This window comes from Nonomuraea longispora (assembly GCF_004348345.1).
GTDB lineage: Bacteria > Actinomycetota > Actinomycetes > Streptosporangiales > Streptosporangiaceae > Nonomuraea > Nonomuraea longispora.
In genome coordinates, this window is the sequence record NZ_SMJZ01000132.1 from 1 (window position 1) to 25,532 (window position 25,532).

Genomic DNA, 25,532 nt, shown 5'->3' on the forward strand with positions numbered 1-25,532 from the left:
GTGCGGGCGGTGTGTCCGAACGCGGACGGCCCAGACGGCCCAGACGGCGGGGACGGGAACGGCGGGGACAGCGGCGGCGACAGCGCCGGCGACGGCGGCGCGTACGTGCTGGACGCGCTGGTCGAGAAGTCCGTCGTGGAGGCGAGTGGTGAGGGCCGCCGCAGGTATCGCATGTTGGAGACGATGCGAGCGTACGCGGCGCAGGAGTTGCTCCGAGCCGGCGAGCGGGAGGCCGTCGAGGCCCGTTTCGTGCGGCACTTCCGGCGGCTGGCCGAGGAACACGAGCCGTTGCTGCGCTCGCGCGAGCAGGTGCGCTCGATGGCGGTCTTGGATGCCGAGTACGGCAACCTGGTGCTCGCGCTGCGGATGGCCGTCGCATCCGGGGACGCGGACTCGGCATCGCGGATCCTGCCCGCGTTGAGCTGGTACTGGACCATGGCGCGGTTCGACGCCAGGTCCGAGTCGCTGGTGGAAGCGGTGCTCGGCTTCGGCGACGCCCTGCCCGCCGCCGCGCGGGCGGCCTTCGCCGCGGTGCGCGCGCTGGCCGGCAACAGCGGGTCGCTGCCCGATCGTGAGCCGGCCCGCGCGCTGATCGAGGACTGTGTCCGCTCGGGGGCGATGGACCGATATCCGATCCTGGTGCCGGTGGTGGTGCCGGCGGCGTTCTTCCTGCGTCTCGACGATCTGGCGGAGCGTGAGTTGCGCCGGGCGCGCGATCACCGGGATCCGTGGGCGCGGGCGTGCGCGTGCTGGGTGGAGGCGTACGTGCGCATTGACCGTGGCGACTGGCCCGGCGGCGCCGCGGCGCTGGCGCAGGCCCTGCGGCGCTATGAGGAGGTGGGCGAGCGTCATGGGCTGGCGATGACCCTGGTCGGCTCCGCCCACGCCCACGCGGTGCGGGGCGAGCACGAGCGGGCGCTGATCGCCGCCGAACGCGGCGTCGCCCTGGTCGCGGAGCTGGGCTCGCAGGAAGAGGCCGGGTATCGGACCTGGCTGGCCACCGCGCGGATGCGGGCCGGTGACCCGGACGGCGCCTGGCGGGACGTCGCGGCGGCCCGCCGCGCGATCGGCGGCCGGGTTCAGCGGCATTCCGAACTCGAGCTGGAGCGCTGCGTCGCCGAGCTGCACCGGCGTGGTGGCGCCTGGGAATCGTCGGAGCAGGCGCTCGATCGGCTGGAGGCGCTGGCCGGAGAGCTGTCGGTCCCCGAAGAGACGATCGAGGTGCTGGTCGCGCCGGCGCGGGTGGCCAATCTTCTGGCCGCGGGAGCGGCGGCCGAGGCGCGGCGCATGTTCCCGAGCGCGGTCAGAGCCTCGGTCGCCGCGCGTGACGCCGCCGCGGCGGCGCAGTTGCTGGCCCGGTTGCTGCTCGGTGAGGGCGATCCGGCCGGCGCGGCGCACGCTCTCGGGATGAGCCAGGCGATCCGGGGGGTGTTCGACCGGGGTGATCCGGAGGTGGGCGAGCTGGCCGCCGCCCTGGTCGAACGGCTCGGCGCCCCGGCGTACGAGCAGGCGTACCGCCGGGGCGCGGGGCTGTCCAGGGATCAGGCGCTCGGCCTGCTGGCGGGGTGAGGCGTCAGAACCAGGCCGCGAGGAAGCCTGCGTCGAAGACGAGCGGCGTGAGACGGTGCTGCGGCGGTTCGGCGTCCATCAGGTGCCGCACCAGGAAGTCCCACCTGCGCCGGTACACGTGGTGCTCGTAGCCGAGGAACAGGTGCTCCGCGCCGGGGACGATCAGCATCTCGACGTCCTTGTCCAGGGTGATGAGCCGCTCGGCCAGGCGCATCGTGTGGTCGGGCAGGACGTTGGGGTCCATGCCGCCGTGGATCAGCAGGAGCTTGCCCGCCAGCCGGTCGGCCCTCGCCACGTTGGACACCCGGTCGTAGTCGGCCTCGCCGGGCATGCCGTGGTACAGCTCGGCGTGCCCGGCGTGCAGGTGCCGCAGCTCGTGCGTCCCGCAACTGGAGATTCCGGCCTTGTACAGGTCGGGATGGTCGAGCATGGCGCGCACGGCCTGGTGTCCGCCGGCGGAGATGCCGACGACACCCACCCGCTCGATGTCCATCCAGGGTCTTGTCCGCGCCAGTTGACGCAGCGCGGCGGCCTGGTCGCCGGCGTCGCCCAGGTTGCCGTGGGAGGCGTCGGCGAAGGCCCTGTCGCGTCCCGGTGAGCCCCGCCCGTCGACGGCGACCACGACGAAGCCGAGCGCGGCCATGGCTTCGGCCTCGTGGCCGAGGATGCCGGGGTCGAAGGTGGGGTGGACGCGGTTGGTCTGCGGGCCCGGATACGGCGTGTCGATGACCGGGTAGCGACCGGCGGGGTCGAAGTGGTGCGGCCGGTACAGCACACCGTAGACGTCGGTGACGCCGTCGGCGGCCTTGACCCGGAAGCGTTCCGGCGGCCTCCATCCGGTCGCGAGCAGGCGTGTGACGTCCGCGCGTTCCAGCTCGACGAGCACGCGCCCGTCCCAGCCCCGCACCGTGGTCACGGGCGGGGTGTCGGTGGTCGAGGCCGAGTCGACGAAGTACGCCCCGTTCGGCGCGACCGTCACGTCGTGGTCGAGATCGTCGCCGGTGAGCCGGGCGAAGCCGCGCCCGTCCAGTCCGGTCCGGCACACCGTACGACGGTACGGGTCGTCCGGGACGAGGCCCGCGGCCGTGAAGTACACCACCCGGTCCGTCTCGTCGACGTGCAGGATCTCCCGGACCGCCCACGCGCCGGAGGTCACCTGCCCGAGCAGCGCGCCGGTGCCGGCCTCGTACAGGTACAGGTGTCCCCAGCCGTCACGCTGGGAGTACCACAGCACCTCGGTCCCGCCGCCGATCACCTCGACCATCGGCGCCTGTCCCTCCGCCCACTGGTTGGGCGCCACGCGGGTGTCGCCGGTCTCGGTCAGCAGCGTCGTCACGTGACCGGTGACCGGGTCGAGCCGGTGCAACGACAGGCTGCGTCCGTCGCGCGGCTGGCTCAGGTAGTACACCGCGCTGCCGTCGGCCGCCCACCACGCCCACCGCGTCATCACCGGCGAGACCACGGACATGGGCAGGGGTTCGGCCGAGGCACGCGCCACGGCGCCGGTGGCGATGTCGAGCACGACCAGCTCGGCCAGCGGCACCCGCTCATCACCCGGGTGGGCATAGCGCTGCGTGTGCAGACGGGGCGGGCCGCCGTCCGCGGGCAGGGCCTCGATCCGGTGGTTACGGCGTACGCCGCGCTGATCAGTGCGATGGGTCAGCACGCGCGTCCCGTCCGGCGACCAGGCCACGGCCGGTGGCATGGTCGGGAATCCGAGCTTGCGGACCAGGACGGAGTTCTGCCACCAGTCGGGCGCGGTCCCGTACTCGTGGTCCGGACTCCCGTCCGAGGTCAGCGCCCGTTCCGTGCCGTCGGCCGGCCGGCGGACCCACAGGTTGTGGTCGCGGCGGAAGACCACGTGCCGCTCGTCGCGCGAGGCGGCCTCGACGAAGGAGGCGGCCGGGCGCGGCTCGCAGCTCTCCAGCGCGTACGTGTCGAGAGCACAGCGCCAATGCCCGCCGAACGCGGCGAACTCGACAGCCCGGCCGCTCAGCCGGATGGCCTCGAACGGCAGCGCCGCCGCGTCCACGTCCTGCCCGGATGCCGCCGCCAGCGCGGCGGCGAGCCGCTCATGGTCGAAGGCCGGTACGCGGACGCCCGCGGCCGGGTCGACGAGGACGAACCGGGTGCCCGAGCGGTACCAGAAGCGGGCACCGCCGTCGGCCCACACCGGCCTGACCCGCCCTCCAGGGACCAGCGCGGAGCGGTGGTGGGGCAGCAGTTGCTCGGCCCTCTGGTAGGCCGTCACCTCAAGGTGTCTCATTTTCAAGGATCTCCTTCTCTTTTCAGTCACGTACGTGTGCGGGAGTACGACGGCGCAGGACGGCAAGGGCCAGCACGGCTCCGGCCACCGACAGCAGGGCGGCGGCGGTGCTCACCAGCGACATGGACGACAGGAAGGCCTCCCGCGCCACCTGCGCCAGGCCGGCCGACCCCGTCCGGGCCGCTGTGCCGAGCGCCTCCGCCAGCGACGTCCTGGCCCCGTGCGGCACACCCGCGGGCAGAGCCGCGAGGTAGCCGGCCGACAGCAGGCTGCCCAGAGCGGCCACGCCCAGCGCCATGCCCGCCTGCTGGATGGTGTCGCTGACCGCTGAGCCCACCCCGGCGTGCTGCGGCGGGATGGCGCCCATGAGCGTGGCGAAGACGCCGGGTGTCGCCAGCCCGGTGCCGATGCCCATGAGCACCAGCCCCGCGGCCAGGAGCGGATATCCGTCACCAGGGCCGATCAGCGCGAAGACGCCCTGCGAGACGGCGATCACCAGCATTCCCGCCACGATCAGCGTCCTGTTGCTGACGCGCTTGGCCAGCGTGGCGCCCACCAGGTTGAAAGCGGCCACGGCCACGGCCAGCGGCACGAACGCCAGCGCGGCCGTCATCGCGTCATATCCGAGCACCAGCTGGAGGAACTGCGTCAACGCCAGTTGCACCGCCGCGGTGGAGAACACCAGCAGCACCACCGACGCCGCGGCCCCGCTGAAGTTGCGATCGCGGAACATCGCCAACGGCAGCATCGGATGCGGCGCACGGGACTGCCACCGCACGAAGACGACCAGCGCGACGATGGCCGCTCCCAGGGCGATCACGACCGGAGCCGACCAGCCCTCGTGCGGCAGGGAGATGATCGCCCACACCAGGCCAGCCATCCCGGCGATGGACAGCAGCACGCCCAGCGGGTCGGCCCGCCGTGCCGGCCCCCGCGACTCCGGCACGACGGCGTAGGCGCCGACGCCGCCGAGCACGGCGAGAGGCACGTTGACCAGGAAGACCGACCCCCACCAGAAATGCTGGAGCAGCAGCCCGCCGAGGGTGGGACCGGCGACGATGCCGACCATGCTGACCATGCCCCAGATCGACATCGCCTTGCGCCGCTCGTTCTCGTCGAAGACGAGGATGAGGATGGACATGGTGCTGGGCATGGCCAGGGCCGCGCCCGCCCCCATCAGCGCGCGGCACGCGACGAGCTGCCATGGCTGATCGGCGAACACCGCCAGCAGGGACGCCCCGCCGAGCACGCCCAGCCCCATGATCAGGAGCCGGCGACGCCCGTAGCGGTCCGACAGGCTTCCTGCGGTGATCAGCAGCCCCGCGAACACCAGGATGTAGGCGTCGAGGATCCACTGGACGTCGGCCGGGCTCGCCCCCAGCTCACGCATGAACGCGGGTATGGCCAGCGTGAGGATCATGTTGTCGACGCTGAGCACCAGCAGCGCCAGGCAGAGAACGCCGAGGATCGACCATCGGCGTGGATGGGCCATGAGATTTCTCCTGCATCGTTCGGGGCAGGACCGCCGCTGCGGTCCGTTCTGTGACGCCCTGAACGATGCGCGTCCGCCCTGATAACGGCCTGACAAGGCGCGAGAAGCCGCTGTCAGGCGCCGTCAGAGTGGAGGCCGTCAGAATGCTGGTTCAGCCGTCCGACGCGTTCCCGCCGGCCTCAGCGGGTCGAAGCGCTGTCGTAGGCGCGGCGGGCCCGATCGACCGCGTCGAGGTTGGTGACGGCCCATTCGGTGAGGTGGGCGAACAGCGGGGCGAGGCTGCGGCGCTGCGGGAGGACGGCCACGCCGGGCGGATCTACGAGCTGACCGGTCCCGCCCCGGTGACGCCCCGGGAGCAGGCCGAGGTGATCGGCGCCGCGCTGGGCGAGCCGATCCGGTTCGTGGAGCAGACCCCGGACCAGGCACCGGGCGCAGATGCTGACGTTCATGCCGGCGGACGTGGTGGAGACGACCCTGGCCGTCCTGGCAGCGGGCGTGGGCCGTTCTTGAGCCGTCAACACCTGCTCCGGCTTGGCCTCGATCGCGCCAGCCAGTCGCGGTCGGCCGGGCCGAGGGTCCAGGAGACGCCGATCCGAGGCCGAACGGCTCGCCACGACACTCCATCTGCCAGTCGTCGACCCAGACGTTCCACTTCATCCCACCGGTCCTGCCGGACCGTCCGGGTCCACACCGATCCGGAGGAGCCGGTGTGAAGCGGGGGCCTGCGTCCCGACCTTGGCGCAGACCCCGGCCGTCTTCGCGGGTGGCGACCGATGGTAGGCTTCGCGGCCGGAGCGATCGTAGGACGATGTCCCACAAATCCACACGAGCGCCGCGGCCCACTTCGGTCCCCGGCCCCCGCGAGAGATTTGCCCAAGGGAATTTCGTCTACTGCATTCCGTATGTATGATCGCACCGAAGTGGAGGGGAGTACTCCTTCGCGGCCACGTCGTCATCACGGACCCTTCCTCGGGACCCGGCGCGGTCGGTCCGCGGCGACGCGGGCGGAGAAGACCTCCGACGGACGTGTCAACGCCAAGTCGGAGGAGCTCTCATGCCCCCACCCATGCCTGTGCCCGCCTGGCTGTGGGCGGCCACCATCGCCGCCCTCCTCACGCTCATCCTCCTCGACCTGATCATCGTCAACAGGAGGCCCCACAGGGTCACGATCGCCGAGTCGGCGCGCTGGATCGCCTTCTACATCGCCTGTGCCGTCGCTTTCGGCACCGGAGTGTGGATCTTCGGCGGCGATGACCAGGCCGCGGCGTACATCACCGGCTACATCACCGAGTACACGCTGAGCGTCGACAACCTGTTCATCTTCATGCTGATCATGGCGAGCTTCGCCGTGCCCGCGATCCACCAGCACCGCGTGCTGCTCATCGGGATCGTGATGGCGCTGGTCATGCGAGGTGTCTTCATCGCCGTGGGCGCGCAGGCCGTACAACGGTTCAGCTGGGTGTTCTGGCTCTTCGGCGGCATCCTCATCTACACCGCGTGGAAGTTCGCCTTCAACAACAACGACGACGAGGAGTACGACCCCAACGGCGGCGTCGTACGGCTGGTACGCAGGCTGTTCCCGGTCACCGACGACTACCACGGCTCGCGGCTGACCATCAAACAGGACGGCCGCCGCCTCCTGACCCCGATGTTCATCGTCATCGTCGCCATCGGCGGCGCGGACCTGGTGTTCGCGGTCGACTCCATCCCCGCGATCTTCGGCATCACCCAGGACGCCTACCTGGTCTTCGCGGCCAACGCGTTCGCGCTGATGGGGTTGAGACAGCTGTACTTCCTGCTCGGCGGGCTGGTGGAGAAACTCGTCTACCTCACCTACGGCCTGGCGGTCATCCTCGGCTTCATCGGCGTGAAGCTCGTCCTGCACGCCCTGCACAAGAACGAGCTGCCGTTCATCAACGGCGGCGAGCACGTCACCTGGGCCCCCGAGATCAGCAACTGGACCTCGCTGGCCGTCATCGTCACCGTGCTCACCATCACCACGGTGGCCAGCCTGCTCAAGTCCAGGCGCGACACCCGCCTGGCCGCCGAGCCGGCCGCGCCCGAATCCACCGCGCCCCATTCCACCGCGCCCGAATCCACAGCGTCGGGACCCGCCGACCGCAACTGAACGCCCTCGGCCCCAACCTGCAGCGTCTGGGGCTCGACGACTGCACGGTGGAGAAGGGCGAGCAGTACACGCTCCCCCGGTTCGAGCCCGTCGCCGACGTACCGATCTCCTGAGGCCCCGCACGCGCCGCGGCACCCGTACATGACAATGCGGGCGGCCGTGCTTGGGCCTTCCCACGGCGAGCCGGCGGGTGTATCTGTTGTGTAAATCGATTTGCATCGCGCGCGGTTCTTCGGACGACTCGATGAAGGGAATGCGGTGGCAGGTCAGAGAGGTCTCCCTCGAAGATCGTTCCTTGTCGGTGGCGGCCTGGGAGCAGCGGCGCTCCTGAGTGGTGGCGTGTCACCGTTCGTGTCCGCGCGTGCGGCATGGGCCGCGCCCGCGGGCGAGCTGCACCGGGCTGCGCTGACCAAGGGCATCCGGTACGGCTCGTCGGCCGCGACGTGGCAGGTCCAGCCGGACTCCGCCTACGCGGCGCTGTTCGCCCGCGAGAGCGGGATGCTGCTCACCGAGGACGACCTGCTGTGGTACCGGCTGAAGCCGACGCGGGACTCGCCTCTCGACTTCGGCCACGGCGACCAGATCGTCTCGTTCGCCGCCGGCAACGAGCAGCCGGTGCTCGCGGCCCATCTGGTCTGGGACGAGGGACTGGGTGACGGGTGGGAGCCGGACGCCCTGTACGAGCTCGGCACCCAGGAGGCCCGTGACCTGCTGTTCGGGACGATCCAGCAGGAGGTCGCACACTATGCCGGGCAGGTGACGGCCTGGGTGGTGGCCAACGAGGTGACCGACGGGCGCCGCAAGGACGCCAACGGGTTCTGGACGGTCGAACCCTGGTATCAGACGATCGGGCCGTCCTATGTCGAGGAGGCGTTCGCCCTCGCCCACCAGCATGACCCGGACGCCCTGCTGCTCATCAACGAGTTCGGATTCGAGACCGGGACGGACGCAGCCGCGCGCCGGACGTCAATGCTCAAGGCCGTCGACCATCTCCAGAGCAGGAACGTCCCGGTGCACGGGCTGGGGATCCAGGCACACCTGAACGCGGACGGGTTCGCCCGGAAGTTCGACACGGCGGCGTACCGGACCTTCCTGTCGGACGTCGCGGCGCGGGGGTTGTCCATCTTCATCACCGAGATGGACGTCCAGGACGACGGCCTGGAGGCCGACGTCCCGAGCCGTGACGCGGCCGTGGCGGACGTGTACGCACGCTATCTGTCCGTGGCCCTCCAGGAGCCCGCGGTCAAGGTCGTGCTCACCTTCGGGCTGAGCGACCGCTACACGTGGCTGGAGGAGGACTACCCGCGCCCCGACGGGGCCGCGCGCCGGCCGCTGCCCTTCGACGAGGACCTCCAGCCGAAGCCCGCGTACACCGCGATCCTGCGGGCCTTCGAGAACGCTCCGGCACGTCCGCCACTCTGATCAGCGCCCTCCGGGCTCTGACCGGGGCGCCGGTCAGAGCCCGGCCCGTGGGGCCGCCCGCCCTACGTCGTGGAGCGCGGGTCGGCGCGGCGCGTCACAGCCGGTCGCCGTAGGTCTCGATGGCGTTGTCGCTGCTCACCCGCTGCCTGATCGCCGGCGGGAGCGCCGTCAGCGCGTGCCGCGGGTCGTCGAAGTCCCAGTGCGGGTAGTCGGAGCTGAACATCAGGGTACGGTCCGCGCCGGCGATCTCGCAGAGCACGTGCAGGTGGTGGCGGCGCTTCGGCTCCGGGAGCGGCTGCGTCGTGAACCGGACGTGGTCCACGATGTACTCGCTGGGCAGCCGTCTGACCCACGGCACCTCGTCGCGCAGGCCCCTGACGTTCTTGTCGAGCCGCCACATCACGTCGGGGATCCACCCCAGCCCGCCCTCGGTGATGATCACCTTGAGGTTCGGGAAACGTTCGAAGACACCGTGGCAGACGAGGCTGATCACGTTGGCCTGGAACACCTGGCTCAGCCCGCTGTGCCACTCGACGTAGTACGTCGGCGTCCCGCCCGCCATCGGGGGCGAGGTGCGGAAGATGCCTTCGCCGGAGTTGGGGTGCACGGCGACCGGGATGCCGACCTCGCTCGCGGCCTCGTAGATCGGGTAGTAGTGCCGCAGCCCCATCAACAGGTCGGTGAGCGGCAGCAGCACGCCGACGAAGCGCTCGTCCTCGGCGGCGCGCCGGATCTCCTGGGCCGCCAGCACGGGGTCCTGCGCACCGACCACGAGGTAACCGCGGTACCGGTCGTCGGCGTCGAACCAGGTCGTCGCGAGCCACTGGTTGTACGCCGAGGCGATCATCGCCGCGGCGTCCGGGTCGGGCATGGCCCCCAGCCCGAGCACCTCGCCCCCGATGAGCACCGCGCGGTCGATGCCGTGGCCGTCGAGCAGTTGCCGTGCCGTGAACGCCGGGTCGGCTCCCGGCGCGGACCCGTCCGGAGCGCGGGCGTCGTCGCGGAGCACCCCGGCCGGGTTGATGTAGAGCATGTTCCGCGGGATGGACACCGCCTCGCGATGCCCGGTCGTGGTGAGGTCGCGGCGCTCGTCGAGGCCCAGGCGGCGCTGCTCGGCCTGGGACAGGAACGGCCGCAGCTCCCCCAGGCCGCTCTTGGTGACCGGGTGGACGTCGCAGTCGACGAGCCGGTAGCGGCTCGGCGCGTGCGTCCCGGCCAGGGGTTGGTCACGCAGGTCGGCCATGGGATCTCCTGTCCGGGCAGTGGTTGCCGAGATGACGCGGAACCGTCATAGTCATGGATAGCAAATCGATTGGCATCGCGGTAGAGAGTCAGTGGGTGGGCGCATGGAAGTTCGGGTCGGCAGCGTCGAGGACGTACGCCGCGACGGATGCCGGACCGTCGAGGTGAACGGGCGGACGGTCGGCGTCATCAGCGTCGGAGAGAAGTTCTTCGCGATCAGCGACAGATGCCCCCACATGGGTGCGTCGCTGTGCAGGGGCTCGCTGGGCGGCACCTTCGTCGCCGCCCGCCCGCACGAGTACGTCTACGGCAAGGCCGGCCGGGTGGTCCGCTGCCCCTGGCACGGCTGGGAGTTCGACGTCGAGAGCGGCCGGTCGCTCCTGGAGCCGAAGCGCGTCGGGCTCAAGACCTACAAGGTCACCCAGGAGGACGGCGAGGTCGTGCTGCACGTGTGAGCGTCACCGCGCGCGGCCGGCGATGGACGGCGCGCCCGTGTGCAGGCCGGGTCCGAAGAACAGGAACACCACGAGGCCCTGGCGTCCGGTGTTGACGACCTCGTGGACGCGGGTCGCCGCGTCGTGGGTGACCACCAGCTCGTCCCGGCCGGGCTCGCCGCCGCGCACCTCGTGCCCGGCGAACCTGCCCTCCCCGGCCCAGGCGAACACGCTGTAGACGCCGGGCTCGCGCAGCCGGTGCACGCCGCCCGGCGGGAGGACGAGCCGCTTCCCCGCGTACTTGGTGGTGTTGTAGAAGACCCAGGTCTCCTCGCCGTCGCCGTCCGCGCCGTGCACGGGTTGCGGGCTGAGATGGCGGTTCTCGTAGAACCAGGGGTCGCCGTTGGTCTCCCAGTCCACGAACCCGAGCGGGAACCGCTCGCCGTGCCGTTCGCGGTCCCGCGGGCGGACGTCCTTGAACAGCAGGTCCTTGGAGATGATCCGGCCGGCGTTCAGCGCCTGGAACATCGACAGGACGTCGGAGTCCTCCTGCAGTTCGAGGGTGAGGGCCGTGCCGGGCGCGTGCAGCACGCCGGACGGCACGTGGAAGCCCTCGCCGGCGACCTGGAGCTCGGCGCGGGCGTGCCGGAGGATGAGGTCGCTGTCCCAGTCGACGAGGTACGGCAGCAGCACCTCGTGCGCGGACCGCTCCGCGATCCACGGGTGCACGCCGAAGAACGTCTCCGGGTGCGCGCCCAGGTCGGCGCCCGGCAGGAAGTGGTACGACTCGTCCTTCGCGTTGCGGCCGACCAGCGCCGCGTATTCCTGGGGCGGATGGATGTGGTAGGGCAGCCGGTCGGCGTAGTCGAAGATCTTCGCGAGCCGGCCGAGCCCCGCGGGGTGTGCGGCGGCGTACGCCGCACCCATGATCGCCGCCGGGTCGGCGGCCACGGCGTCGCGCAGCAGGAGCCGCTCGCCGTGCTCCCCCACGACGTGGCTGAGCCCCTCGTCCTCGGGACCGACGGCGTTGTCCGCCTTCGTCGTCGAGGCGAGCCATCGCTCGCAGATGGCGCCGCGCTCCCCTGCGTCGTAGGCGTGCTCGGGAAGGCCCAGCCGCCGGCCCGGCGGCAGGAAGTCGCGCGCGACCCACGCCGGCTCGCACCTCAGCACGCCGTTCCCGGCTTCGAGCAGCCGGTCGAGCAGGTCCCGATCCGCCTCCGCCATGGTCACCCCTTGATCCCGGTGAGTGCGATGCCCTGCACGAACCTGCGCTGGAAGACGAGGAACACGATGATCATCGGCAGGGTCGCGATCACCGACCCGGCGAACAACAAGGTCCAGGACGTACGGTTCTGCACCACGAACAGGGCGAGCCCCACGGGCGCGGTGATCTTGTCGGGGCTGGACATGATGATCAGGGGCCAGAAGAAGTCCTCCCAGGCCCCCTGGAAGGTGAAGATCGCGTTCGCCGCGAGCGCCGGCCCGCACAGCGGCAGCACGACGGACCGGAAGATCCGGAACTCGCCCGCCCCGTCGATGCGGGCGGCCTCCAGCAGCTGGTCCGGGATCGAGAGCATGTACTGACGGAGGAGGAAGATGCCGAACGCCGACACGATCCCCGGCATGATCAGCCCCCAGTAGGAGTCGAGCCAGCCGTGCCCGCCGCTCCCCATCCAGTCGTTGCCGCCGAAGAACGGGATGTGCTGGATGATCAGGTAGTTCGGGATGAGCGTGACCTGCCCGGGGACCATCATCGTGGCCAGGAACAACACGAAGATGGCGTTGCGTCCGGGGAAGCGACGCTTGGCGAAGGCGTAGGCGCACAGCGCGTTGAAGAACGTCTGCAGCACGGTGATCGTGACCGCGACGAAGGCGCTGTTCGCGAACCACCGCCAGTCACCGTGCCCCTGGCCCTGCTGGGCCTTGGTGAGGTCACCGACGTTCAGGAAGCCCTTGTAGCCTTCCATCGTCGGGTCCTGCGGGATCCAGTGCGGCGTCGTGGAGAAGATCTCCCCCATCGGCTGGAACGAAGCGCTGATCAGCCAGGCGAACGGCGCCAGGAACAGGATGGCGAGCGGGGCGAGCACCAGGTAGGTGACCGTCTTCTGCCGCAGTCCGAAGTGGTTGCTCCCGTTCTGCGGTCTGCGGGCGGGCGCGGTGCGCTCCGGCGCCGCCTCACGCACGCCCGCTCCGCCGGCTACGCCGCCCATGCGCCGGACTCCCGCCGGGAAAGGCGCAGCTGGAGCGCCGTGAACACGAGCAGCATGAGGAAGAGGGCGAACGCCAAGGTGCTGGCATAACCCATGTCGAAGTACTTGAACGCCCAGAGATACATGTAATAGACCATTGTCGTCGTCTTGTTGACCGGTCCGCCGCTGGTCATCACGAAGATCTGGGTGAAGACCTGCAGCGAGCTGATGATCCCCATGACGAGCAGGAACAGGGTGGTGGGCCGCAGGGCCGGGATCGTGACGTACCGCAGGCGCTGCCACGCGCCGGCGCCGTCGATGCGGGCCGCCTCGTAGAGCTCACGGGGGATCGCCTGCAGCCCGGCCAGGTAGACCACCATCGAGAACCCGGCGCCTGCCCACACGCTCATCAGGACGACGGCCGGCATCGCGAGGTTCTTGTCCGACAACCACAACAAGGGATCGTCGATGATGTGCGCCTGCAGCAGGTAGTAGTTGAACAGCCCGTAGTCGCCGTTGTAGAGCCACTTCCAGAGGATGGCCGACACGACGAACGGGGTGACGACCGGAAGGTAGAACGCCATCCGGAACAGGCCGCGCATGCGCAGCGGCAGGTTGAGCAGCAGCGCCAGCAGCAACCCGGTCCCCATCGACAGCGGCACGGAGGCGCCGCTGAAGTAGATGGTGTTCAGCACCGACTCGATGAACCGCTCGTCGTGGATCATGTCGCGGTAGTTGGCCAGGCCGACGAACGGCTTGTCCGGCTCGATGATGCTCCACCGGTGAAAGGTCAGGTAGACGGCGAAGACCAGTGCCGCCAGCGTGAAGACCGAGAAGATCAGCATGCCGGGCATGAGGAAGACGTACGCCGACCGTTCCTTCCAGACCCGGGCCGGGAGGCCGCGCCGGTCCGGGTGCGGGAGCGCGGGTCCGGAGCCTCGCCGAGGCCATCGCCCTCCGGTCTTCACCGGCGCCGTGTCCGTCTCGGTCCGCACCAGCGGCTGCGCCATCACTGTCTTCCTTTCTCCGTACGCCGCCGGGCCGGGCCAGGCCGGCCCGGCGCACGCCCGGTCAGCCGCGGGCGAGGATCGCCCTGCCCTGCTGGGCGGCGCTGTCCAGCGCCTCCGCTGCGGTCTGGTCGCCGTAGATGGCCTTGCTGAGCTCCTCGTTGAGGATGGTCTCGACCCGCGGATACTTCGGGTTGGCGACCGTGCTCGCGACACCGCACTGCATCAGGTCGGCGAAGGGCTTGAGCACGGGCTTCTCCTTGGCGAGGTCGTCGCCGTCGAGCAGCGACTTCGTCGGAGGCAGCAGCGTACCCTCGGTCTTGTACGTCCACGCGGCCAGGTTGTCGGGCTGCGAGAGGAACTCCATCCACAACCACGCGGCGTCCGAGACCTTCGTCTGGTTGAACATCACCAGCGAGTCCCCGGCGAGAGTGGTCTTGCACCCGGCGGCCCCTTCGGGCAGCGGCGCCGCCGCCCACTTGCCTTCGATCTTGGGGTACTCGTCGGCGAGCGTTCCGGCGAACCAGGCGCCCGCCACGTACATCGCCACGTCGCCCTTCGCGAACGCCACGCGGCCGTCGTAGGAGTTGGAGTTGAGGTAGTCCTTCGGGGAGTACTTGGCGAGGTCCACGTAGAAGGCGGCCGCCGTCCTGCCCGCCGGGCTGTCGAAGGCGATGTCCTTGCCGTCCTTGGTCAGCGGTTCGCCTCCGGCCTGGTGGAGCCAGGGATAGTAGTAGTAGGCCGCCTCCGAGGCGAACATCTCGAAGCCGTACTTGCCGTTCGGCACGTCGGTGAGCTTCTCGGCGGCGGCCCTGAACTCGTCCCAGGTCTTCGGCGGGCCGTCTATCCCGGCCTCCTTGAAACGGTCGGTCCGGTAGAACAGGCCGGTCGTCTCGCCGTCGAAGGGCAGGCCCCACATCCTGCCGTTCCAGGTGACGAACGTCCTGAAGCCGTCGACGTAGTCGTCCGGCTTCACGACCTCGCTGCGGCTCATGTAGTTGCCGAGGTCGACGAGCGCTCCCCTGGCGGCGTAGTCGCTGGTGTCGCTGGCGTTGATGTAGGCGACGTCGGGGGCCGTGTTGCCGGCGATGCGGGTGCTGAGCACCTGCTGCGCCTGCTCTGCGGGGGCGTTCTCGAACTTGATGGTGATGTTCGGGTGCTTCTTGTGGAACTCGGCGGCCATCTTCTTCATCTGGGGCTCGTTGCCGACCCAGGAGAAGAACGTCACGGTCTGGGGCGAGGCCGGGTCCTTCACCGCACCTGTGCCCTTGCCGAGGTCGGTGTTCGCGTTCTTCGCCTCGCTTCCGCACGCCGAGAGGCTCAGAACGGTCGCGAGCGCCAACATGATGATCGCCGGGGCCGTCCAGGATCCATGGTTTCTCACCACACCGCTCCCTACTGTTCGCTCAGTGGAAGATCGGAGCTTCGACTGATGCAAATCGATTGGCGCCTGGCGGGCAGTCTCGCCAAGAGCTGTGCTTTTTGTCAATGGATTCACGGTGCGCCACCTCACATTGTGACGGCCCCGAGATCCCCGGAAGCGGGGCTGCCCGGCCGCCTGGAGCGGTCCGACGGAGCGGTGCCGTACCGGCGCCGGTAGGCACGGCCGAAGTGCGAGAGGGTGTTGAAGCCGGCGGCGTGACACACCTCGGTCACGGACAACGACGTGGAGGCGAGCAGGGAGCGGGCGAAGCGCAGACGGCGCTCCTGGAGGTAGTGCTGGAAGGACGAGCCGGTGTACTCCCGGAACCGCTCGCTGAAGTAGTTCGGCGACAGGTGCGCCCGCCGGGCGGCGTCGGCCAGCGAGATCGGCTCCCGGAAGTTCCTGTCGACGTAGCGGACCGCGGCGCGCAGCTCGCCGACCACGGCGGGACGGCCGGCCGCCGCCTCGACCGGCTGGCGCCGCGCCAGCTCGACCACCAGGCAGCCCACGAGCGCCTCGACCAGTCGCGCGCTGCCCAGCCGTGGCTCCTCGAACTCGGCCTGGAGCCGGCGCAGGTCTCCTTCCGCGGCGAGGAAGTCGTCGGCGTGCCACGGGAAGTCACCGGCCGAAGGCGGCCCCAGGCCGGCGAGCTGCCGTTCCATGAGCGCCGGGTCGATGACCGTGTTGTAACAGCCGAGCGGCTCGGGACCGGCCGGCCGGATGGCGTGGAAGTCCGCGGGCGACAGCAGGAAGGCACTGCCGCGGCCGATCGGACGCGCGACGCCGTTCACCACGTGGTCGGCCTCTCCCGAGACCACCAGGCACAGCTCGTAGTAGTCGTGCCAGTGCACGCCGACGGTGCGCAGCCGTGGGCGCATCACCCGCGCGCCACGGTCGGGGAGGAGCAGCGACTCGGTGCTGAACCGCTCGACCAGGTCGGTCATGGAGACCCGCCCCATCAAATCGTTTTGCCGCAAGATTCCCCGTAGAATACCCGCCATGTTGAGGAGCGAGGCTGCGTCCAGCCAACACTCTCGCGTGACGATCGCACAGGTCGCCAGCCGCGCCGGGGTGAGCCCCACGACCGTCTCCCACGTGTTGTCCGGCAAGCGCGCGGTCCGGGCCGCCACCCGGGGCACCGTGATGGAGGCCATCCGCGAGCTCGGCTACCGGCCGAACATCGTGGCCCGCAACCTGCGCACGCGGCGGTCGCACATGATCGCTGTCGTCGTCCCCGACATCACCAACCCGTTCTACGCCGTGCTCACCCGGGGCCTGGCGGACGCCGTCGACGCCGCCGGGCACGGGACCTACGTCTGCAACACCGACGGCCAGCACGACCGGGAGCGCAAGTTCTTCCAGGACGCCATGGACCGCGGCGTCGACGGCATCGTCTTCGCGTCCGGCGAGACCGCGTCACAGATCGAGCTGGAGGAGGTCGACCAGCAGATGCCCATCGTCTGCATCGGTGCCCAGCTCGACCATCCCCTCTGCGACGCGGTCATCCCCGACGACGAGACCGGTTCGCGCGCCGCCGGTTCCTTCCTGGCCGCGCGCGGCTACGAGCGGATCGCGATGATCCAGGGCCCGCCGCACTACGGCGTGGCGCGCACCGCGGGCTTCCGCTCGGCCATGCAGGTCGCGAAGCGGAAGGTCCCCGCCGAACGCCTGGTGCGCGGCGACTGGACCCGCAAGGGGGGCTACCAGGCCATGAAGACGCTCATGGCGCTCAAGGACCGGCCCGACGCCGTCTTCTGCGCCAACGACCTGATGGCGATCGGAGCGCTCGACGTGGCCCACGAGCTGGGGCTCTCCGTCCCTGAGGACGTGGCCATCGTCGGCTTCGACGACGTCGACGCCGCCACGATCGTGACGCCGCATCTGACCACGGTCCGCAACCCGGCCTACGAGGCCGGCGGCACGGCCGGCGACCTGCTGATGAGCCGGATGTCGGGCCGCTACACCGGTGCCGGACGCACCGTCGTGCTGCCCTGCCCGCTGATCGAACGCGGCACCGTCTGAGCGGCGGCCCCGGGGCCGGCGGGCCGTCACGCGTCCGGGAACGTCACCACCGCCTTCACGAATCCGTCGGGCTTGTCGCGCAGGGCGGCGAAGGCGGCGTTGATCTCCTCCAGCGGGAAGCGGTGACTGACCAGGCCGTCCATCGGCAGCACGCCACCGGCGAGGAGGCGCATGCCGGCCGACATGCCGCGCGTGATCACCGCGAGGTCGCGGAAGTGGGCGTTGACGATCGTGAAAGCCATCCAGTTCCAGTAGGCCAGCGGGAGGCTGCGGTCGGCGCCCTGGTGGAAGCCGACGATCGCGATGGTGCCGCTCATCCTGGTGGCGTCACCGCACGCCGTGAGCGCGCTCTGGGTGCCGGTGCACTCGAAGGTGACCTCGGCGCCGCGCCCGCCGGTGAGGGACCGTACGACGTCGGGCAGTGACTCCTTCGTCACGTCCACGGTCCGGGTCGCGCCGAGCCGCGCGGCGCGCTCCAGGGCGTCGGCGCGCGCGTCCGCCACGACCAGGTGCCGCGGCCCTCGCAGCGCGGCGAGCTTCTGCACCAGGTTCCCCATGAATCCGGCCCCGATGACGACCACGTCGTCACCCAGGCGGGGGTTCGCCGCCTCGACGGCGTTGACGGCGCAGGCGATCGGCTCCGCGAGCGCCTCGTCGAGCGGGCCGTCGCCCGCCGGGAAGGAGTGGTCCGCGCGCACGGCGACGTACTCGGCGAAGCCGCGTTCGGTGACCCAGACGCCGACCCGGTCCCCGACCGCCGGCGCCGTCACCTCGGCACCGGCTCCGGCGACCACGCCGCTGACCTCGTGGCCCAGGTAGCGGGCCTCCCCCGCCGGCGGACCGGTCAGCCACTGGTCCAGGTCCGACGCGCACACGCCCGAGGCCGCGACGCGGACCAGCACCTCGTCCGGCTCGATCGGCGGGATCGGAGCCCGCTCGACCTCGAAGTTCTCGCGCCCGCGCAGCGCCGCGATCCTCACGGCAGCTCCCCCTCGTGGAAGACCACGATCGTGTAGACGCCCAGCGAGCCGAGGCGCACGACGTGGGCGCCGTCCTCGCGGGCCGGCTCCAGCGGTGTACGCGTCCCGTCGCTCGCCACCACGGTGGCCCGTTCCCGGGCCTCGGGCAGCCGCACGCGGAGCGGGACATCGGTGAGCACGCGCACCGCGTCGGCGTCGCGGTCGTAGTCGTAGTTGACCAGGTGCAGCGCGTAGGAGCCGTCGGCCAGGTGCTGGACGTTCGCCGCGACCGGCGCCGTGGTCTCGACCTGCCGCCCGTGCGGGAGCAGCTCGCCGGCCACGGCACGGTGCGCGGTGCGGACGTTCTCGTGCCGCGGCAGCGAGCGCGCCACCCGGTCGGTGACGACGACCGTCCCGCCGGCCGCGAGATACCCCTCGACGGCGGCGGCCTGGGCCTCGGTCAGGGCGAAGACGTCCGGCAGGATCACCGTCGAGTACCGCAGCAGCGCCTCGGCGCCCGACCGGTCCGGCGCGGTGACGCCATCCGTCCAGATCACCACGTCGTACGGCACCGCGGCCTCCGACAGCGTCCTGGTGACGACGCGGTACGGCACCACCACCGACTCGTCGCGCGCGTTGGCGGTGTTGTCGCTGACGTCCGCCTTGCCGATCAGCTCGCGCGTGCACCCGACGCTGAAGACGACCGCGACCTCGTTGACGGTCCGGCGCGCGAACAGCCGCTCGTGCTCGGCCAGAAACGTCTGGATCTCGCGGGCCGGTTCGTGGGGCGCGTAGAAGGAATCCTCGATGACGCTGCCCATCCACGAGCCGTAGGGCACCGACATGTTCACGCCCATCGCCGCCGCCTCGAACAGCGACAGCCGGAACAGGTCGTACCCCTTGCCCTTCCCGAGCAGGCCGATCAGCTCGGGAACGACCCCGCCGTACGGGTTCTCGACCACCACGACGTCCTTGTCCCCGGCGAAGGCCGCGACGTACCGGTACCACTCCGGCTGGCGGTACGTCGTGTTGCGCATCTCCGTGATGACCAGGTCGACGTCGTCGGCGAGGGCGAGGTACATCGGCTCGCAGTTGAAGAAGTTCCCGGAGACGATGATCTGGCGGCCCTGCGAGCGGGCGTACTCGCGGGCGTAGCCGGCGAGCTCGGCGAAGTACTTCTTGATCGACAGGCACTGGAAGGCGTAGTAGTCGCCGAACAGCGGCGCCGACTCGCGGCCCGCCTTGAAGTCGTGGCCCCGCGCGAGCAGCCACTCGCCGTAGTGGAAGGTCGCGAGGTCGGTCCCGTCGAGCACGGGGTCCACCGCCGGGAGCCCCTGGAGGTAGGCGCGGAACCCCTTCACGCAGTCCTTGCAGAAGCAGGCGCCGTACTGGAAGGCGCCCATCGGCAGCTCGGCCTCGTCGAGCTGGATGCCGTCAACGCCGGCGTCGATCTGGATCCTGATCACGGCTTTGAGGTACTCGCGCCAGACCGGGTTGTTGCGGTCCATGTAGAAGCACTGGTGCTCGCGATCCGGGCACTCCACCCAGTGCGCGTGGCAGGGCCGGCCGTGGATGTCGCGGGCCGCGCACTCCTCGATCAGGTCGGTGACCCGCTCACCCTCGGAGTTCACCAGCCCGCCGGGGAAGTAGTGTTCGAGCGGCTTCCAGAGCTTCGGGTAACGGTTGGACGAGAACTCGCGCAGCCCCATCCAGTCGCGCTTGCCCGCGCCCCGCAGCTCGTTGAGGGCCAGCACGGCGTCCTCCTGCTCGCTCAGCTCGACCGGGAACTCCCAGCCCTGAGCCTCGAACACGATGCCCAGCACCTTGATGCCCCGCTCGTGGCAGGCGGCGATGAACTCGCTGTCGTTGACGAAGCCGTAGAAGCGCGAGCGGGCGTCGACCGGGCCGAACGCCTCCTGCTCAAGGTAGGGCAGGGCCAGCGAGCCGCCGCCCATGGACGCCCACACCAGCATGGTGGCGCGGTAGTCGACGAGATCGTCGATCATGCGCAGACGGCGGGGCGGAAGGCTCGGGTGGTAGCAGTGCTGGCGGGGAAACCAGGCGTCGAAGTAGACACCGCGGTGCATGGACGTCCCTCCTGGGCGGACGATTCAGATGTGGACGTGCGGGGCGAGGGTGCGGTGCGCGATGGTCAGGCCCTTGCGGACGCGGCCGGGGTCACCGCTCCAGACCGGGTCCTCGTGCTCGACGGAGACGACGCCCTCGTACCCGTGCTGGTGGAGCGCGTCGATCAGGCGCCGCCAGTCGACCTCGCCGAGGCCGGGGATGCGGTAGCGCCACCACCCGCTCACCCAGGGCCGCCTGCCGAGCACCTGCCCGAACACCCCGTACCGGTCGCGGGCGGCGGCGTGCACCTCGACGTCCTTGGCCTGGACGTGCAGGATGCGTTCGGCGTGCGCCTCCAGCGCGGCCAGCGGGTCGATGCCGAGCCACACCAGGTGCGAGGGGTCGTAGTTGAGCCACAGCCCGAGGCCGGCCATCCAGTCCCAGAGCTCGGGTGAGTACGCCAGGTTGGCCGGGTAGCCGTCGGGGTGCCAGCCCTCCATCGGGCAGTTCTCGATCACCAGGCGCACGTCGCGGGCCGCGGCGTACTCGACCAGCGGCGGCAGCACCCGCTCGGCCAGCCGGAGGTTCTCGGCCATCGTCAGCGTCACGTCGCGCCCGACGAAGGTGCCGACAAGGCCGACGCCGAGCAGCCGGGCGGCGTCGACGCACCGGCGCAGGTGCGCGTGCGTCGCCTCGCGGACCGCGGGGTCGGCGTGCAGGTTGTTCTCGTAGTACGCGACCGCCGAGATGCTCAGGCCGTGCCGGTCGAGCATCGACGTGACGCGGTCGGCGTCGGCCTGCCCGAACGCCTCGACGTTCAGGTGAGCCGCCTCCCAGTCGCGGCCGGGCCGGTCGGGCCAGGCCGCGACCTCCAGGGAGGCGTATCCGTGGTCGCCGGCCCACCGGGCGATGGCCTCAAGGGACTCGCCGGGCAGGCAGGCCGTCAGCAGACCCAGTCTCATGAGCCGCGCCTCACACGTTGGCGTAGTCGTTGCCGGCGCGGTCGGCCCCCCGGGCCAGCCAGATCTTCCAGCCTTCGTTCTGCGGGACGTCCCGCATCTTCACCGAGCTCGGGAAGTACCGCATGGTGTAGCCGGTGCGGCGGGTGGCGCTGGTGTTGGCCCGCGCGCCGTGGACGATCCGGCCGTCGTGCATCGAGAACTCGCCGCGCTTCAGCTCGAAGTAGACGGCCTTCGACTCGTCCACACCGGCGAGCTCGGCGTGGAACGTCTGCTCGGTCATGTCGGTCGGCCGGTAGCCGTCCGAGAACCCGCCGTTCAGGTGCGAGCCGGGGATGACCCTCATGCAGCCGTTCTCCTTGTACGAGCCCGCCTCCAGGGCGAGCCAGATCGTGACGATGTTGTCGTAGTCGTCGAAGCGCCCCTCCCAGAAGGCGCTGTCCTCGTGCCACGGGGTCGCCCGGCCGGTGAAGGGGTCCTTGGAGATGAAGTGGCTCGACCAGAGGGCGATGTCCGGGCCGATCAGCGGCTCGACCCAGTCGAGGACCTCGTCGGACAGCAGGTGGTCCAGCAGCCGCTCGTCGCGGTAGTGCGGCGTGTCGAGCTCGTCGGAGAGCTTGTCGCCCTTGTCTCTGAGATGCTCGTTGAAGATCAGCTCCAGGTGCGAGAGCCGATCCTCGGGAAGCAGCCGGCGGCCGGGCAGCAGATAGCCGTTCTCGCGGAAGAACGCCACATCAACGTCGGTCAGGGTCTCGGTCATCGTGGTGCCACCTTTCCAGGCAGAGGGAATCCGGGAACCGGGCGGGAACGACGCTACGTCGCCGTGACCAGGGCCACGACGCCTATCTTCGGCTGGGCTCGGCTTATCTTCCGGGGCCGCGCCGCGCCACGTCGACGTCAGCCTCTGTCCAGGGCTCGGATGATGTCGGTGAAGAGCTCCATGTCCTGCACGTAGTCCTCCGGGGTCGTCTTGGGCGCCGCACCTGTGGTGACCGCCTCGTGGAAGTGCTCGAGCTCGTAGGTGTAGGGGTCCTTGAGGTGCGGGCGCCGCACGGAACGCTCGTAGGAGTCACCGTCGGTGAGCTCCAGATGCAGCGTCGTCGGGAAGTGCCGCACGTAAGGCGTGTCGTACTGCACCTTCATCGTGCCGGTCGCTCCGTACACCTCGATGTAGGTGTCGTAACGCAGCTGATCGTCCACGCCTGTCTCGTAGGTGACGACGAAGTCGCCGTAGTCGAGGAGAGCGACGACGTAGCCGCCGCTGCGCCACATCTTCGCCGCGGAGACCTCTTTCGGGCTGCCGAGCAGTTCCCGCATGGCGGACAGGTCGTGGCTGCCGAGACCGCAGAGCAGCCCGTAGGTCCACTCCAGCTCCTGGGGGACGTCGCCCAGCGCCTCCTTCACCAACGCCGAGCGGCGTGCCCACTTCTCGTCGATCGCGTGCTGGGATACGTCGCCTGGCCGCTCGACGTACGAGGTCTGGTCGATGATCAGCCGGTTCTGGCCGATCACGTCGTGGACGCGCGCGTAGCGGATCGGGCCGAGCTCGGGCAGCCTCTCGACCGCCTCGGTGAACGCCGGCGCGAAACGCCGCATGTAGGCGACCATCACGGTCCTTCCCGACCGGTCGCGCGCCGCGATGATCTGCTGCGCCTCGCGGGGGCTGAGGCACATCGGCTTCTCGACGAGCACGTCGAGCCCCGCGTCGAGCGCCGCGATCGTGGCCTCGGCGTGGTACTCGTCGCTGTTGAGCACGAGCACACAGTCCAGGCCGCCGGCGGCCAGCATCTCCCGGAAGTCAGTGTGGCGGCGTTCGACCCGATGGCGCTCGCCCAGCCGGTCCAGCAGGCCGGGCGAGATGTCGCAGATGGCCGCGAGCTCGTAGCGGTCGCCTAAGGACTCGATGACGGGCAGGTGGATGATCTGGGCGACCTCGCCCAGTCCGATGACGCCGACGCGCAGCTTGCTCAACTCTGTGCCTTTCGGTGGTGGGTGGTCCGGAAGGGCGACCGGTCAGCCGCCGGAGGAGACCGTGCCGTCGGGCTGATGCGCGCTGATGCTCTCTCCGTAGGCCATGCAAATCGGTTTGCTTCGGCAACGGTAAAGTGCCGCGCACCCTCCGGTCAACGGCCGGTCAGATGCGGCAGGGGCGACGCTCCTGATGCGTCAGGACCTCCCCGCGCCCGCCGGGCGGCTCAGGGCAGGGCTCAGGGGCAGGGCTCAGGGCAGGGCTCAGGGCAGGGCCCTCATCCGCTCGTGGAACAGCTCCCGGAAGGCCGGCGCGTCCACCGCTGTCGCGATCCGGCAGTTGGGCTCGGGCGGGTTCTCCCACATCAGCAGGTCGGCCACCGCGACCCCGCGCGTGACCCGGCCGGCCGTCTCGACGGCGACGTGCGCCTCGCTCCAGGTCACCAGATCAGGACGGGTGACCACCGCGACGGCGAGCGGGTCGTGCAGCGCGCAGCTGCCCTGCTCGATCGCCTCTCGCGGCTTGGCCCGCTCCTGGAAGTCGATCCAGGCCTCCGTGTGGCGGGCCGCGATCCGGCCGAACTCCCCTCCGGACGCCAGCGCGCGGGCGTCCTCGCGGCTCAGCCGCACGCGGCGGGTCACGTCCAGGCCGACGAAACGCAGGCTCGCGCCACTTTCGCACACCGCCTGGGCCGCCTCCGGGTCGCACCAGAAGTTGTACTCGCCCGGCATCGCCGCGACGTTCGTCTGTTCGAGGAACACCCCGCCCATGACCACGATCTCGCGGACCGCGCGGGCGACCCCGGGCGCGATCGCGAGCGCACGCGCGACATTGGTCAGCGGTCCGATCGCGACGATGGTCAGCCGCCCCGGCTCGGCGAGCACCCGGCGCGCGATCTCCTCGGCCGCTTCGACGCCGGCCGGGGCGCCCTGCACCACCGGTACGTCGCGGCGCCCGAGCACCCCGAGCAGCTCTCGGGTCAGCCGGGTCGAGCTCACGACGTCGCCGTTGCCGCCGACCGTCGTCACCGTCTCGACACGGAGGCCGGGGTCGGCCAGGGCCAGCGCGAGCGCGAAGCCGTCGTCGACGTCCGCCCCCGGCGCCCCCATGGCCAGGTCCGTGTCGAGGATGATCCGGACCGGCTCCCGGGTCAGCGACTCGCCCACAGCAGACCCCGCTCGGTCAGCGTCCGCACATCAGGGTGGTCGAGGTCCTCCAGCTTGTGGCCGATCGTCGAGACGAAGACCCTGCCCTTCCCCCACTGGCGGGTCCAGACGGCGGGGCAGGTCAGCTCCTCGCGCCACGGCGTATCGTCACCGACGCCGAACGTGGTCGTGGCGAGCACGTCGTTCAGCTCGTCGGTGAGCACCCAGTACTGCTCGGTGTTCAGCTTCCAGCGGTCCAGCCCTTCGACGATCCGGTGCCCGCGCCTGTCCGGCACGACGGCGACCTCGTGCTCGACGAAGCCGCCGGGGTGCGCGGCCCACTGGCCGCCCGTGAGGTGGAGATAGTCGGGCGAGGCCCGGAAGGAGTCGCAGATTCCCCCGTGCCAGCCGGCGAGACCGGTGCCGCCGGCGACCGCGGCGGACAGGCCGAGCACCTGTTCGCCGGTGGCGACGCCCTGGGTGTAGCACTGCACGACGAGGTCGGTCGCGGCGAGCTTCTCGCCGTCGGCGTACACCTCGGGGCTTTCGTGCACCTCGACGGCGTAGCCGTGCTCCTTCAGGAACGGGATGAACCGCTCGGTCGCCTCGACCGGGCTGTGCCCCTCCCAGCCGCCCCGGACGATCAAAGCCCTGCGATTGCGCCCGCTGTCCATGCTTCTCCTTGGTTGAGGATCCGGTTGGGACTGTAGCCAATCGATTTGCAAACCGCCAGGGACACACCTCGGCACCGGCGATCAACGTCAGGCCGCGGCGTACGTGGCCGCCCGCAAGGCGGCGCGCGGCCTGTTCCGGCGGGCCATCGCCCACTCGGTGCCGGGGCTGCACAGCACCCCCGCGCTGGCACGGCAGGTCACCGCTGCGTTCGCGGACCGGCTCGGCGCGGCGGCCCCCGCCGCCGCGGCGCTGTGCGACGTCGATCCCTGGCACCTGGCCGCGGAGCTCACCTCCTTCAACGCCGGCCTCCACGCGCACCGGGAGAGCTGGGGACGCCTCACGGCAACCTGCTCGTCGGCCACACCCGCGACGAGTTCCCGGCCAACGCCGCAGCCGGCGGCACGTCGTACCTGTTCGAACTGTGCTGGGTTGCCCCCGTCCTCGGCGGCACCCTGGGCGCCTGCCACAGCCTCGACGTCCCCCTGGCGTTCGGCACCCTGGACAGCCCCGTCGGCACCCAGCTCATCGGCGAGGAGCCCACCCCCGAGGCCGTCGCCCTCTCCC

The 25,532-nt window shown here is 70.5% G+C and carries 20 protein-coding genes and 3 pseudogenes; 6 read left to right on the forward strand and 17 right to left on the reverse strand.

What is annotated here, in order from left to right; translation table 11 throughout:
* Positions 1–1,569 (forward strand): annotated as a pseudogene (locus E1267_RS44690) (BTAD domain-containing putative transcriptional regulator); the annotation flags it as partial.
* Positions 1,570–1,573: 4 nt separating this feature from the next.
* Here the strand turns inward: E1267_RS44690 and E1267_RS28915 are convergent.
* From E1267_RS28915 to E1267_RS48065, 4 genes and pseudogenes are all read right to left on the reverse strand, one after another.
* Complete coding sequence (locus tag E1267_RS28915) at positions 1,574–3,835, reverse strand: S9 family peptidase (protein ID WP_132336957.1); 2,262 nt, start codon at positions 3,833–3,835, stop codon at positions 1,574–1,576.
* Between the two features lie 22 nt (positions 3,836–3,857).
* Entirely contained in the window at positions 3,858–5,327 is a 1,470-nt protein-coding gene (locus tag E1267_RS28920) for an MFS transporter (RefSeq protein WP_132336959.1), read from the reverse strand.
* A 179-nt stretch (positions 5,328–5,506) separates the two neighbouring features.
* Positions 5,507–5,845, reverse strand: coding sequence for a hypothetical protein (locus E1267_RS45845; protein WP_220449728.1), 339 nt, complete (start codon positions 5,843–5,845; stop codon positions 5,507–5,509).
* Between the two features lie 76 nt (positions 5,846–5,921).
* A pseudogene (locus E1267_RS48065) lies at positions 5,922–5,984 on the reverse strand (DUF6578 domain-containing protein); the annotation flags it as partial.
* 409 nt (positions 5,985–6,393) lie between these two features.
* Here E1267_RS48065 and E1267_RS28935 point away from each other — a divergent pair.
* Together E1267_RS28935 and E1267_RS28940 are read left to right on the forward strand one after the other, a co-directional pair.
* Entirely contained in the window at positions 6,394–7,455 is a 1,062-nt protein-coding gene (locus E1267_RS28935; protein ID WP_132336992.1) for a TerC family protein, read from the forward strand.
* Between the two features lie 339 nt (positions 7,456–7,794).
* The gene (locus E1267_RS28940) at positions 7,795–8,877 is read left to right on the forward strand and encodes an endo-1,4-beta-xylanase (protein WP_165959857.1); all 1,083 of its coding nucleotides are present in this window, start codon (positions 7,795–7,797) and stop codon (positions 8,875–8,877) included.
* A gap of 94 nt (positions 8,878–8,971) precedes the next feature.
* Here the strand turns inward: E1267_RS28940 and E1267_RS28945 are convergent, their stop codons facing one another.
* A complete protein-coding gene (locus E1267_RS28945; protein ID WP_132336963.1) occupies positions 8,972–10,120 on the reverse strand; it encodes an amidohydrolase family protein in 1,149 nt (382 codons plus the stop codon).
* 103 nt (positions 10,121–10,223) lie between these two features.
* Between E1267_RS28945 and E1267_RS28950 the strand changes: the two genes are divergently transcribed.
* Entirely contained in the window at positions 10,224–10,574 is a 351-nt protein-coding gene (locus tag E1267_RS28950; protein ID WP_132336965.1) for a Rieske (2Fe-2S) protein, read from the forward strand.
* A gap of 3 nt (positions 10,575–10,577) precedes the next feature.
* On the opposite strand, the gene E1267_RS28955 is transcribed toward E1267_RS28950, so the two are convergent.
* The 5 genes from E1267_RS28955 to E1267_RS28975 form a co-directional block, all read right to left on the reverse strand.
* Positions 10,578–11,777, reverse strand: a complete 1,200-nt coding sequence (locus E1267_RS28955; protein WP_132336967.1) for a cupin domain-containing protein — start codon at positions 11,775–11,777, stop codon at positions 10,578–10,580.
* 2 nt (positions 11,778–11,779) lie between these two features.
* Positions 11,780–12,763 (reverse strand): carbohydrate ABC transporter permease, encoded by a 984-nt coding sequence (locus tag E1267_RS28960; RefSeq protein ID WP_132336969.1) that lies wholly within the window; start codon positions 12,761–12,763, stop codon positions 11,780–11,782.
* Entirely contained in the window at positions 12,751–13,752 is a 1,002-nt protein-coding gene (locus E1267_RS28965) for a carbohydrate ABC transporter permease (protein WP_132336970.1), read from the reverse strand. Before E1267_RS28965 ends, E1267_RS28960 begins: the two co-directional genes overlap by 13 nt.
* Before the next feature lie 61 nt (positions 13,753–13,813).
* Positions 13,814–15,133 carry an ABC transporter substrate-binding protein gene (locus E1267_RS28970; protein WP_132336972.1) on the reverse strand — a complete coding sequence of 440 codons (1,320 nt, stop codon included), beginning with the start codon at positions 15,131–15,133 and terminating at the stop codon, positions 13,814–13,816.
* A gap of 125 nt (positions 15,134–15,258) precedes the next feature.
* Positions 15,259–16,149 (reverse strand): AraC family transcriptional regulator, encoded by an 891-nt coding sequence (locus E1267_RS28975; protein ID WP_165959858.1) that lies wholly within the window; start codon positions 16,147–16,149, stop codon positions 15,259–15,261.
* Between the two features lie 61 nt (positions 16,150–16,210).
* Here E1267_RS28975 and E1267_RS28980 point away from each other — a divergent pair, with 61 nt between their 5' ends.
* Complete coding sequence (locus E1267_RS28980) at positions 16,211–17,194, forward strand: LacI family DNA-binding transcriptional regulator (RefSeq protein WP_161714500.1); 984 nt, start codon at positions 16,211–16,213, stop codon at positions 17,192–17,194.
* Positions 17,195–17,220: 26 nt separating this feature from the next.
* On the opposite strand, the gene E1267_RS28985 is transcribed toward E1267_RS28980, so the two are convergent.
* The 7 genes from E1267_RS28985 to E1267_RS29015 all read right to left on the reverse strand — a co-directional run bounded on the left by E1267_RS28985 (position 17,221) and on the right by E1267_RS29015 (position 24,967).
* Positions 17,221–18,174, reverse strand: a complete 954-nt coding sequence (locus E1267_RS28985; RefSeq protein WP_132336978.1) for a zinc-binding dehydrogenase — start codon at positions 18,172–18,174, stop codon at positions 17,221–17,223.
* Positions 18,171–20,240 (reverse strand): hypothetical protein, encoded by a 2,070-nt coding sequence (locus E1267_RS28990; protein ID WP_132336980.1) that lies wholly within the window; start codon positions 20,238–20,240, stop codon positions 18,171–18,173. Before E1267_RS28990 ends, E1267_RS28985 begins: the two co-directional genes overlap by 4 nt.
* Positions 20,241–20,264: 24 nt before the next feature.
* On the reverse strand, positions 20,265–21,182 hold the full coding sequence (locus E1267_RS28995; protein ID WP_132336982.1) for a sugar phosphate isomerase/epimerase family protein: 918 nt from the start codon (positions 21,180–21,182) through the stop codon (positions 20,265–20,267).
* A 10-nt stretch (positions 21,183–21,192) separates the two neighbouring features.
* Entirely contained in the window at positions 21,193–21,939 is a 747-nt protein-coding gene (locus tag E1267_RS29000) for a phytanoyl-CoA dioxygenase family protein (RefSeq protein ID WP_132336984.1), read from the reverse strand.
* A gap of 137 nt (positions 21,940–22,076) precedes the next feature.
* Positions 22,077–23,150: a Gfo/Idh/MocA family protein gene (locus E1267_RS29005; RefSeq protein ID WP_132336986.1), complete on the reverse strand. Its 1,074-nt coding sequence runs from the start codon at positions 23,148–23,150 to the stop codon at positions 22,077–22,079.
* Between the two features lie 261 nt (positions 23,151–23,411).
* Positions 23,412–24,314 (reverse strand): nucleoside hydrolase, encoded by a 903-nt coding sequence (locus E1267_RS29010; protein WP_132336988.1) that lies wholly within the window; start codon positions 24,312–24,314, stop codon positions 23,412–23,414.
* Complete coding sequence (locus tag E1267_RS29015) at positions 24,299–24,967, reverse strand: ThuA domain-containing protein (protein ID WP_132336990.1); 669 nt, start codon at positions 24,965–24,967, stop codon at positions 24,299–24,301. Before E1267_RS29015 ends, E1267_RS29010 begins: the two co-directional genes overlap by 16 nt.
* A 252-nt stretch (positions 24,968–25,219) precedes the next feature.
* On the opposite strand from E1267_RS29015, the pseudogene E1267_RS29020 reads away from it, so the two are divergent.
* Positions 25,220–25,532: pseudogene (locus tag E1267_RS29020) on the forward strand (carboxylesterase family protein); the annotation flags it as partial.